The following is an 11,962-nucleotide window of genomic DNA, read 5'->3' on the forward strand; positions in this document are numbered from 1 at the left end:
TCGCTTAAAATGAAGCGTTTATTCGCGTAGTCGCTAAGTGAAGCTTTTAATGTAGGGAGACAACATGTTCCATGGCGGTCTACTGGTCGCAGTATCGCTGCTTTATATTGCAGTGTTATTTGGCATTGCCTGGTTTGGTGACCGCCGTGCACGTACCCATGGTGCCAGCCGCCGACGGCCAATTATCTACAGTTTGGCATTGGCAATTTACTGTACCTCGTGGACGTTCTACGGCGCGGTAGGGCAAGCAGCCACGGCGGGCTGGTCGTTTGCGAGTATCTTTGTTGGCCCGATCTTAACGTTTTTACTGTTTTGGCCTGTACTGGCAAAAATGATTCGCGTTGCAAAGCATCAAAACGTTACGTCAATTGCTGACTTTATTGCCTCTCGCTACGGCAAAACGCAATCTCTCGCCGCCTTTGCCAGCTTAGTCGCCCTTATTGGCACTCTGCCCTACATTGCGCTGCAATTAAAAGCGGTGTCTACCACGTTTAGTGTGCTTACCGACGCTGCGGATATGACCCATACGCCGCTGTTTGGCGACACTGCATTTTACGTCGCGATTGTCATGGCGATCTTCGCCATCCTGTTTGGGACACGTCATACCGATGCGACAGAGCATCACGAAGGACTAATTCATGCCGTAGCTTTCGAATCTTTGATAAAGCTATTGGCCTTTGTGGTACTCGGCGCTTTTGTTACCTGGGGCATGTTTGATGGCCTAGGTGAGCTAATGGGCCATGCCGAGAGCCAGTTAGAGCTACAGCGCCAGCTAGCCAACCAAGACTTTGGCCAAAGCTTCTGGGCACAAACGCTGCTTGCAATGCTCGCCATACTTTGTCTGCCACGCCAATTTCATGTCGCCGTTGTGGAAAATATCCATCCGGATGACGCCACAAAAGCACGCTGGCTATTTCCACTTTATCTACTCGCGGTCGCCTTTTTTGTTGTGCCTTTAGCGGCGGCCGGCCTGTTACTGTTTTCTGAAAGCGGGGTCGAGCCTGATACCTATGTACTTGCCCTTTCTATGGCATCCGGCCAGCAGTGGCTGACGCTTCTCACCTTTATTGGCGGTTTTTCTGCCGCCACAGGCATGGTGATTGTGGCGGCAGTGGCGGTTTCCATTATGATTTCTAATGAAATAGTGATTCCGGCGCTATTTAGACTGCGTTGGTTTGACACCAAAGCACGCGATTATGGGCGCTTGGTGTTACGCGCACGCCGTCTGACCATTGTCGCTGTCTTGGCGATGGCTTACGGCTTCTATCAACTCATTGCTGAGTTCACTTCTCTAGCGTCCATTGGCATGCTCTCTTTTGCAGCCGCCGCTCAGTTTGCGCCAGCACTTATCGGTGGTTTGTACTGGAAACGCGGCAACCGACTTGGCGTGATTGTCGGCATGAATGCTGGCTTCGCCATTTGGACTTACAGCCTGCTAATGCCGGCAATGATCAACGCGGGCGTACTACCACAAGCATGGCTAGCAGGCGGGCCACTAGGACTGACTTGGCTATCTCCCACGACCTTATTTGGCCTGAACCTAGGTGATCCATTCACACATGGCGTCATGCTATCGCTGGGAATCAACCTGTTTTGCTATATTTTCGTTTCACAAGTGACGTCTCAGCGTGTCGTAGAACGTATTCAGGCATCACTGTTTGTTGATAGTGTTGAAACTCGCCAAACCTCGGTTAACCGCCCCTGGACCGGTGCCACCACCGTTGGTGACCTGAAAGTGCTTTGCGAACGCTTCCTAGGCGCCAGCCAAGTGGAACGAGCATTCGAGGATTATGCACGCCGTGCGGGCAAGCCTATGGAAGATAGCTCCCGAGCGTCCATCGACGTTATTCAGTTTACCGAACGTTTTCTTGCCTCAGTGTTAGGCGCATCATCGGCCCGGATAGTGGTTAACTCAGCACTTCAAGGGCGTGGCATTGGTATCTCAGATGTCATCTCAATTGTTGATGAAGCATCCCAAGTGCTGGAGTTCAATCGCGCATTGCTGCAAGCCACTATTGAAAATATCAACCAGGGCATCAGCGTTGTAGACCAGAACTTGCGTCTGGTGGTGTGGAACCAACGGTATTTAGAGCTATTCCGCTTCCCAGACCATTTGATACGGGTTGGCGCACCGATGGACCGCATTTTTCGTTATAACGCCCATAACGGCGAATATGGCCCCGGCGATCCGGAAGAGCATGTCCAACTGCTGTTAGATAATATTCGTGACGGACAACCCCATCGATACGTGCGCTATCGCCAAGATGGCAGCGTGCTGGAAGTCCAAGGCAACCCGATGCCTGGCGGGGGGTTTGTCTATACCTATCAGGATATTACCCAACAGAAGCGAATCGAAGAAGCATTGATACGCTCTGAAAATAATATCCGTATTTACACAGACAATGTACCGGCACTGATTGCTTACTTTGATAAGGAGTGTCGCTATTTATTCACCAACCGCGCCTATGAACAAGCCTTCGACATAGATCGTAATGCCGTCATTGGGCGGCGCTACGAAGACGTATTGCCCGTTAAAAAGGCCGAAGAGCGTATGCCATGGGTACAGCGAACCCTAGCAGGCGAACGGGTAAGTTTTGAAGTCTCGATGCGTGTCAACGACGCCATGCGCTATATGCTGGTCACCTATACGCCCCACTTTGGCGACAGCCAATCGATCCTAGGCTTCTTCGCACTTTATCAAGACATTACCGAGCGCCGCCAAGCCGAAATCGCTTTGAAAGAGACCAACGAAACGCTTGAAGAGCGCGTTCGCGAGCGCACTCAGGCGCTTTCCGAGGCCAATGCGGCGTTGCGTCAGGAGAACCGTGTGCGCGCCGAAGCCGAACAGGCGCTGCGTCAAGCGAAGCAATTAGCCGAAGATGCTAACGCGTCTAAAACACGCTTTTTAGCTGCTGCCAGCCATGATTTATTGCAGCCACTTAACGCCGCGCGACTGTTTACTTCTGCGTTAATGCAAAACGTTACTGCCAGCGATACCCAACGCACCATTAGCCATATTGATAACTCACTTCAAGCGGCAGAGGAGCTACTGGGTACGTTGTTAGACATTTCTAAACTTGATGCAGGCGCATTAACGCCCCGCCGCAGCCACTTTGCATTAGCCGATATCATCCGCCCATTGCGGGCAGAGTTTGAAGTGATGGCAGAAGACAGAGGCCTGGATCTCGTAGTTGTACCAACGCAACAGTGGGTAGACTCAGATCCACAAATGCTGCGCAGAATTGTGCAAAACTTTCTCTCTAATGCAATCCGCTATACGCAAGAAGGCCGTGTACTGCTAGGTTGCCGCCGACAAAATGACCGCCTTTCTATTGAAGTATGGGATAGCGGGCCTGGCATACCAGAATCAAAGCTTACGGAAATTTTTCAAGAATTCCGGCGTTTGGATCAAGTATCACGCCATAAAGAGAGTGAGAAAGGCCTAGGCTTAGGGCTTTCTATCGCAGACCGTATGAGCCGCGTACTTGACCACCCTATTAAGGTTCGGTCTTGGGTCGGCGTGGGGACAGCATTCTGCGTCAGTGTACCTATTGTGGCCGCCCGTGAAGTAACTGTCGCGGATCAAGAACCTCAGAACCGGCGTAGCGGTAATAAGCTAGCGGGTACTCGCATAGTGTGTATTGATAATGAAACTCTGATTTTAGAAGGCATGACCGCCATGCTGACAGGCTGGGGATGCGAGGTATTTACAGCCACCAGTATTGGTGGTGCAAAATCGATTTTGCGTAATATGGACGGTGATCCTGACGCCATCTTGGCAGACTACCACCTAGATAACGAAGTGACCGGCCTAATGGCGCTTGAAGCCCTTAGTGAGCGCTTTGAAGGAGCGGTACCTGGTATTGTCATCACCGCCGACCGCACCGAAACGGTAGCAGAAGAGATCAAACGTGCGGGTTATCAACTGCTACTTAAGCCAGTCAAACCTGCCGCGCTGCGCGCGCTTTTAACTCGCACCCTTCAGGCTAGCCGGGCAGGAGGGAAAACGTAATGATACAGCATAACGTCATTCTCAAATGACGCACCAAACCGTCATTCCCAAATGATGCACCAAACTGTCATTCCCAAATGATGCACCAAACTGTCATTCCCGAGTGGGGTTATCGGGAATCCAATTTGACCTTATCCGCTGATATGAGTGCCTGCTTCTAAGTAAGATTCCCGCTAAAAGCACGCGGGAATGACAAAGAGGCGAGACACGTATTAGCGAAAAAATATATTAATATTAATTAGCTATTAAGAAGAAACTTTCGGCGGCTCTACTTCCAGCTTTTGAGCAGCAATAACCGCCTGAGTGCGCGAATGAACACCTAGCTTGCGCAGAATAGCCGTTACGTGCGCTTTAATCGTTGCTTCTGAGACGCTAAGCTCATAAGCGATCTGCTTATTGAGCAGCCCTTCGGTCAGCATATTGAGGACCCGAAACTGCTGAGGTGTCAGCGAGGCAATTGCCTCTGCAAAACGTGACTCTTCTTCGCTGGTTTCATCTAATACATTTGCCAATGCTTCTGGCAGCCAAACTTCCCCTTCCATAATCTCTCCCACCGCTTCAGCAATTAGCTGTAGCGATGATGATTTAGGAATAAAGCCTGATGCGCCATAATCGATTGCGCGTCGTACGACATAGGGCTCATCACTGCCTGACACAACCGCTACCGGAATATCTGGCATCTGACCTCGCAGTTGAATCAATCCCGAGAAGCCATGCGCGCCAGGCATGTGTAAGTCCAATAAAATCAAATCAGCATCCGGGTGCCGATTGACGACCTCAGTGGTGGCTTCCATAGTATCGGCTTCGACAATCTCAGCCTGGGGAGCTAATTGGCGCAACGCCTGGGTAAGCGCTGCACGAAACAGCGGATGGTCGTCAGCGACGATAAACTTATGGGCTACTGCCATGGATATTCCTCCGGTTCCTCGAGCAGCGGGGTTGTTTGCCGCCGCGACGCTAGGCTCATACGGTTGAAGCATGGTACCCCATGGGCTTCGTCATTCCCAAGCATCACATGCATAATTTGTCATCGATACGTCATTAGAACCAAAATAACAGTGCCGGCTTGATAGCCGGCACTGTAACAGACTGAACTAGTTTGCCCTAATTAACATAGCAACCAGTTGACATCCGTCATTAAAAAGCACTCCCCCAACAAGGCAGGGGGAGTAAAACATCACTGGTTGGCACGATGCTCGATGAGTTCATCAACTACCGATGGGTCAGCTAGTGTACTGGTATCCCCCAAGCCGTCGCACTCATTCGCAGCAATCTTGCGTAGAATGCGGCGCATAATCTTACCTGAACGCGTCTTAGGAAGGCCTGGCGCCCACTGGATCACATCTGGCGATGCGATTGGACCAATATCTTTACGCACCCACTGGGTTAGCTCTTTCTTAAGTTCATCGGTAGGGTCAATACCATCGTTTAGCGTGACATAGATATAGATACCCTGACCCTTAATATCGTGCGGGAAGCCAACAACAGCGGCTTCTGCCACTGCTGAATGAGCGACTAAAGACGACTCGATTTCAGCAGTACCCATACGGTGTCCAGAAACGTTAAGTACGTCGTCTACACGGCCTGTAATCCAGTAATAGCCATCCTCATCACGGCGGCAACCATCTCCTGTGAAGTACATACCGTCGTAGGTAGAGAAGTACGTTTGTACAAAGCGTTCGTGGTCTCCCCAAATGGAGCGTGCTTGCCCCGGCCAGGAATCAAGGATCACTAAGTTGCCTTCTGCTTCACCTTCTAGCAGATGGCCTTCGTTGTCTACCAGTGCAGGGTTCACACCAAAGAAGGGCGTGGTAGCAGAGCCAGGCTTCAGATCAGTAGCGCCAGGCAGGGGCGCGATCATAATGCCGCCTGTTTCTGTTTGCCACCACGTATCCACAATCGGACATTTCTCATTGCCGATGACGCGATAGAACCACTCCCAAGCTTCTGGGTTGATAGGTTCGCCCACAGATCCTAACAAGCGTAGCGATTCGCGCTTGCTAGAATCCATGACGTTGTCGCCATGCGCCATAAGCGCACGGACAGCAGTAGGTGCGGTATAAAGAATATTAACCTGATGCTTATCAACAATTTCGCCCATGCGTCCATGGGTAGGATAGCTTGGCACACCTTCAAACATTAACGTGGTAGCGCCATTGGCAAGCGGTCCATACACGATGTAGCTGTGACCTGTCACCCAGCCTACGTCCGCTGTGCACCAGTATACCTCGCCTTCTTGATAGTCGAAGATATATTGATGGGTCATCGCAGCGTAGGTCAGGTAGCCACCGGTAGTATGCTTCAGACCTTTCGGCGCGCCCGTAGAGCCGGAGGTATACAGAATAAACAGCGGGTCTTCAGCATTCATGGTTTCGGCAGCACACTCGGTAGACTGCTTATCCACTAGCTCGTCAAACCAGATATCACGCCCATCCTGCCACTCAATATCACCACCGGTGCGCTTCACCACCAATACGTTTTTGCACACATCCGTGCCATCACGGGTTAACGCTGAGTCGACGTTCTCTTTAAGAGGAACGTGTTTGCCACCACGCACCGACTCATCGGCAGTAATCACCAATTTAGAATCAGCACCAATGACGCGCTGAGCCACTGCGTCCGGCGAAAAACCACCAAACACCACGGAGTGAACGGCTCCAATGCGGGCGCAGGCCAACATGGCCATGGCTGCCTCAGGAATCATTGGCATGTACAACGTGACTGTATCGCCTTTCTTAATACCCAGCGATTTCAGCCCGTTGGCCAGCTGGTTCGTGCGCTCGTAAAGCTCACGGTAAGTGATATTTTTTGAATCGTTGGGATTATCGCCTTCCCAAATAATCGCCGTTTGGTCGCCACGCTTTTCCAAGTGACGATCTAAACAGTTGGCGCTGACGTTAAGCTCACCATCTTCAAACCAACGGATATCAACGTTGTCTCGTGAGAATGAGGTATTTTTAATCTTGGTTGGCGTCTTGATCCAATCAAGCCGCTTTGCCTGTTCGGCCCAGAAACTCTCTGGATCGTTCATGGACTGTTGATACATTGCCGCATATTTATCTTTATCAGCCCATGCACTGGCAGCGATATTATCGCGCACTGGATAGACGTTATTATGCTCGCTCATGAAATTGCCTCTGTCCGTGAAAATGCACTTTCTGGAAATGTAGTCGGTATTATTATTAGTCGCACCGATACGTTAAATATTTATCTAGCATAAACCTCCCAAGGCCAGCTTCCCTTTAGACATTGGTATTAACATTTTTTAAATTAAAAACAATAGCTTAAATCACTTTCATGCTTTTTCAAAAGAGCTGTAGACCAAGGTCTGATCACAATGGCGGCAGCGATAGCAGCTCCCCTTTGCTACTAAAGCGTGACGCCTAGCGGTAAAACGATGTGTTTGACAACCGCATTGATAATAATAAGGGCGCGACTGTGCTTCCTTAATGTCAAAATGATGGGTCACCTTAGGGGTAAGACCAAACAGATCGCGCATGACAACTTGCCATTCACGTCCATGGGGTTTAAATCGCGCACCATTTGCTAAATGAAAAACCAGCCAATGTGCCATTTCATGAGGAATCACCTCATCAAAAAAGGCTTGCCGATTATTACTCAGCAAAACAAGATTAAAACGTAGTCCTCCACGCCCCAAATGCGCCTGCCCTGCCGAGGCACCTGTTAGGTCGAACCACAGCATTGGTGCAGGCAACGTAGGATAGACTTCTTGACAGCGTTTTAAGGCTTCATCAGCCCTTTCTCGCACAGCGTGCTTGAGCGCCTCTGACGATAGCATCGCGAGTTTTTCAGCAGGCCAAGGGGGCAGTGGTAGCGTCTTCATTAGTGATAAACTAGCTCATAATGATGTCGCCAACGATTGTTGCCGATTAACATCGTTTTCTCAAAGTCGATTTTTATGATGAGGCCCCCTATGGCAGAGCGCAATAATGTGCCCGCAGCAACGTCGCCCACTACTACCCCGCCTCAGCCGCTGCTTGACGATGAGCAGCTTGATAGATTGGACGACTTTCTCGATTCAGAGCAAGTGGGCGAAGATGCATTGGATCTTATCTCTGCCCATGGCTTTTTAGTGGCACTGGCAGTCGCCCCTAGCGAATTACCCTCCCAGCAATGGCTAAATGAGCTATTTCAGGGAGAGCCCAGCTACCGTGACGATGCCGAACGAGACGAGATTACCCAATTACTAACACTGCTGCGTGATAACGCAGTTGCAGTGCTTGAACAAGGTGGCCTACCAGAACTACCCTTCGAGCTAACGCTAGACGGCATTCCCGCAGAGGAAACACCGATCGGAGACTGGTGTGCGGGCTTTATGGAAGGTGTCTTTAGTGATGAAAGCGCTTGGTTTGAGGAAGACGAAGAGGCCGCAGCCACTCTGCTGCTGCCCTTTATGTCGCTCTCAGGGTTATTCGATGATGAGCCCGAAATGGCAGAAATGGCCCAAGATCAAGCCAGCCAGGAAACCTTTGCCGCTCAACTGCCAGAATTAGTACTGGACCTTTATCTACACTACCGCGTGCCTCCTGAAACACCAAAACCCAAGCCACGCAAGAAAACGCCAGCCAAAAATAAAAAGCGTAAATGAGCGGTCTTTATTTAAGGCGGGTGACAATCCCATCTATAACACCATAAACCCACTCTCGGGCCCGCTGCCCCCAGGGCCGTGCGGCCCAGGCAGTGGCATCGACTTCTTGGCTAGCGGCGAAGTTACGCTCAAATAGCGCCTGAACCTCGCAAGCAAAGGCTGAGCTGTCTATTTCTTGGTTAGCTTCAAGGTTCCAATGCAGGTTCCAGTGATCGAAGTTACAGGACCCAATGCTGACCCAATTATCTGCTAGCACACACTTGGCATGAATAAACGTAGGTTGAAACTCAAAAATTCGTACGCCTGCTTTTAACATTACTTGGTAAAAGCGCTGCCCTGCATAACGCACTCCTGGGTGGTCATGCTTACTCCCTGGCAACAACAAACGAACATCAATGCCACGGCGTGCCGCCCGAACAAGGCGTCGGCGTAGCGTGAAGGTCGGGACAAAATAAGGCGTACACAACCAGAGCCGCTGGTTTGCCTTATTTACCTGGGCATAAAGCGAGTGGCGAATTGCTTGATAACGATACCCTTGCGCTGACATCACCCGGCCGCATATACCATCAGCATAATGCTCTGCTGTCCGCTGTTTTGGCAGCGCGCGACACTGCCTATCACCTGCTCGCCGGGTTAGCCGGGAATGCCATAAACGGCGAAAAAGCCTTTCCCAATCGGCCACTACCGGGCCTTCAATACGCAGCGCAATTTCATACCATGCTTCCAAAAACTCATCTACCGCGCCAAACCCGCCAGTAAAAGCAATCTCCCCATCAACGACAACAATTTTGCGGTGGTCACGACTTAAGTTGCGAGCTAACGAGTGAAAACCGATAGGATTGAAGAACCTTAACACGACACCTGCTTGCTCTAGGCGTTTACGGTCATGATGCTCCAACCCCATTGAGCCATAGCCGTCGAGCAATAAATACACCTCCACGCCGCGCTCGGCAGCGTTAATCAGCGCATCACTTACTTGGCTCGCTAGTTTACCTGACTCCATCAAATAGAGTTCTACCAGCACATAGTGCTGCGCCTGGTTAACAGCTTCAAACATAGCAGGCAAAAACCGAGTCGCTTCTGGCAGCAGGGCAATACGGTTGCCTTCTCGCCACACGTGCTGCATAGAGACTCCCTCTCTTGATGAAACGGCTTAGCGGCGAATCAACGAACGATGTACGTACAAATCGTAACGGCTCGTTTTACCTTCTAGCGTATGCTGTGGTGCAGGCCCAGCAATCGGAGGCGCTTTACGAGGTCGTTTAACCACCACGCGATGTGTCGCTACATCCAGCGCGGCTTCTAATAAGCGCGGAGCATCAGCATCATCCCCCGCCAGCTCTCGAAACAAACGCATCTCTTTTTTGACTAATGCCGATTTTTCACGGTGTGGAAACATCGGATCAAGATGAATAACGTCAGGAGCAAAAGCTGCGCTTGCTACAATAGCAGCAAGCTGCTCGGCTGCATCGCCATGGCGAAGCGTCATACGCGATGCAATCTCTGCTGTCGCGTCTGTTTTTGCGGCACGGGCGAGGCCATCTTGAAGCAACGCGGCAATCGCTGCGACGCGCTCAATCAATAACACCTGAGCGCCCAAGCTGGCTAACACAAAGCTATCACGCCCTAACCCCGCAGTGGCATCCACAACACAAGGGGTAATACCTTTAGCCAGCCCACAGGCTTTTGCCACTAGCTGCCCGCGCCCGCCACCAAACTGACGCCGATGAGCCGCTTTACCAGCGGCGAAATCGACGCTTAGGGGATTTCCGTATTGGCGATCATCCCCTGACAGGGCCAACTGGCCATTCACATAGCTAAGCGCTAACCCCGTCGGCAACGCAAGCGAGGAGGGATTCACCACCTGACTCATGTTGACTTTTTCCAGGCAACGTCATTGCGCAAATAAACCGGCTGTACCTCATGGGCCGCTTGGCCCAAACCCGCTTCTAAATCGCGAATGGCCAACCATGCCATCTCTTCCGCCCGAGGTTCAAGATCAGTGAGGTGCTGAGACATCGCCGTTTGCGTGCTTAACGTAAACTCATCCCACAGTGTAAAACCTGACCCCACACCTACCCAGTCGGTTTCGCTGGCAGGTAAGCAAAAATTTGTCGGCGCGATGACAATCTCATCGCTTTTTAAGCTAAGGGTGTCGTTAAGGCAGTGCCAAGTAGCCGCATAAACTTCTCCCATTCGGGCATCTAACGCGGTGACTACATGGCGAAAATGGTAGCGGCGGTGGGCCTGCAGAGCGAGTGCTTCTAAGGTAGAGATACCCAGCAATGGACAATCCAACCCAAACGCCAAGCCTTGCGCTGCACCCGCAGCAATACGCAAGCCAGTAAATGAACCGGGCCCACGCCCAAACGCGACAGCATCTAACTGCTGGGCCGATATATTGGCTTCAGCAAGTATGTCATCCACCATCGGCATCAAACGCCGAGTATGAGCTCGCGGTGTCATCTCAAAACGCGCCAAACAGTCACGCTGATTACCCTGTTGACGCAACAAAGCCGCTGAGCAGGCACTAGAAGATGCATCCAGTGCGAGAAGGTATAACGATGACATCGGTTCTGCACTCCCTAAAATAGTCGGCCATTATACCTTTACACAGCTCCAACGACGATGGCCCGCAGGAAACCTGCGGGCCATCGTACAAATCACTAGCAACCGTTACTTAGCAAAGCGCTTCTTTTACTTGCCGAGTAATGTCAGCCACACTGCCCACACCTTCTACGCGATGATACTGCGGCGCAGCCTCAGGGTCTTCTTTCGCCCATTGCTGGTAATAGTCAACCAGAGGAGCGGTTTGGTCGTGATAAACCGATAAGCGGTTACGCACGGTGGACTCTTGATCGTCTTCACGCTGAATCAGTGCTTCACCTGTGACATCATCCTTACCCATCTCTTTGGGTGGATTGTGGTCGACATGATAAACACGCCCAGACGCTGGATGTACACGGCGACCTGCCAGACGACTAACAATTTCTTCGTCTGGTACGGCAATTTCCAGCACGTGATCCAGCTTAACGCCAGCTTCTTTCATCGCATCAGCCTGCGGAATAGTGCGCGGGAAACCATCGAACAAGAAACCGTTTTCACAGTCAGGCTGGCTGATGCGCTCTTTAACAAGATCGATAATGACATCGTCAGACACCAAACCGCCGCTGTTCATTATCTCTTTTACTTTGAGCCCTAGTTCAGTGCCATCCTTAATGGCTGTGCGCAGCATATCCCCGGTGGAAATTTGCGGGATCTTAAATTGCTCACAGATAAACTGAGCCTGAGTTCCCTTCCCCGCGCCGGGGGCACCCAACAGGATTAAACGCATGGCACTG

At 51.2% G+C, this 11,962-nt stretch carries 9 protein-coding genes; 2 read left to right on the forward strand and 7 right to left on the reverse strand.

What is annotated here, in order from left to right; all coding sequences use genetic code 11:
• The first annotated feature begins 64 nt into the window (after positions 1-64).
• Positions 65-4,012, forward strand: a complete 3,948-nt coding sequence (locus tag K1Y77_RS13590; RefSeq protein ID WP_030074041.1) for a hybrid sensor histidine kinase/response regulator — start codon at positions 65-67, stop codon at positions 4,010-4,012.
• A gap of 245 nt (positions 4,013-4,257) precedes the next feature.
• Here the strand turns inward: K1Y77_RS13590 and K1Y77_RS13595 are convergent, their stop codons facing one another.
• The 3 genes from K1Y77_RS13595 to K1Y77_RS13605 all read right to left on the reverse strand — a co-directional run bounded on the left by K1Y77_RS13595 (position 4,258) and on the right by K1Y77_RS13605 (position 7,856).
• Positions 4,258-4,920, reverse strand: coding sequence for a response regulator (locus tag K1Y77_RS13595; protein ID WP_030074043.1), 663 nt, complete (start codon positions 4,918-4,920; stop codon positions 4,258-4,260).
• Between the two features lie 269 nt (positions 4,921-5,189).
• A complete protein-coding gene (gene acs / locus K1Y77_RS13600) occupies positions 5,190-7,139 on the reverse strand; it encodes an acetate--CoA ligase (RefSeq protein WP_030074044.1) in 1,950 nt (649 codons plus the stop codon).
• A 168-nt stretch (positions 7,140-7,307) separates the two neighbouring features.
• Positions 7,308-7,856, reverse strand: a complete 549-nt coding sequence (locus K1Y77_RS13605; protein WP_264429011.1) for a SprT family zinc-dependent metalloprotease — start codon at positions 7,854-7,856, stop codon at positions 7,308-7,310.
• 90 nt (positions 7,857-7,946) lie between these two features.
• Between K1Y77_RS13605 and K1Y77_RS13610 the strand changes: the two genes are divergently transcribed.
• On the forward strand, positions 7,947-8,621 hold the full coding sequence (locus K1Y77_RS13610; RefSeq protein ID WP_030074047.1) for a YecA/YgfB family protein: 675 nt from the start codon (positions 7,947-7,949) through the stop codon (positions 8,619-8,621).
• A gap of 7 nt (positions 8,622-8,628) precedes the next feature.
• Here K1Y77_RS13610 and K1Y77_RS13615 read toward each other — a convergent pair whose 3' ends face one another.
• The 4 genes from K1Y77_RS13615 to adk form a co-directional block, all read right to left on the reverse strand.
• Positions 8,629-9,747 (reverse strand): phospholipase D-like domain-containing protein, encoded by a 1,119-nt coding sequence (locus K1Y77_RS13615; protein WP_264429014.1) that lies wholly within the window; start codon positions 9,745-9,747, stop codon positions 8,629-8,631.
• A gap of 27 nt (positions 9,748-9,774) precedes the next feature.
• Positions 9,775-10,494 carry a class I SAM-dependent methyltransferase gene (locus K1Y77_RS13620; protein WP_030074051.1) on the reverse strand — a complete coding sequence of 240 codons (720 nt, stop codon included), beginning with the start codon at positions 10,492-10,494 and terminating at the stop codon, positions 9,775-9,777.
• On the reverse strand, positions 10,491-11,192 hold the full coding sequence (gene tsaB, locus K1Y77_RS13625) for a tRNA (adenosine(37)-N6)-threonylcarbamoyltransferase complex dimerization subunit type 1 TsaB (protein ID WP_264429016.1): 702 nt from the start codon (positions 11,190-11,192) through the stop codon (positions 10,491-10,493). The genes K1Y77_RS13620 and tsaB overlap by 4 nt, the downstream gene beginning before the upstream one ends.
• A gap of 109 nt (positions 11,193-11,301) precedes the next feature.
• Entirely contained in the window at positions 11,302-11,955 is a 654-nt protein-coding gene (adk, locus tag K1Y77_RS13630) for an adenylate kinase (RefSeq protein WP_030074054.1), read from the reverse strand.
• Positions 11,956-11,962: the final 7 nt, after the last annotated feature.

This window comes from Halomonas qaidamensis (assembly GCF_025917315.1).
GTDB lineage: Bacteria > Pseudomonadota > Gammaproteobacteria > Pseudomonadales > Halomonadaceae > Vreelandella > Vreelandella qaidamensis.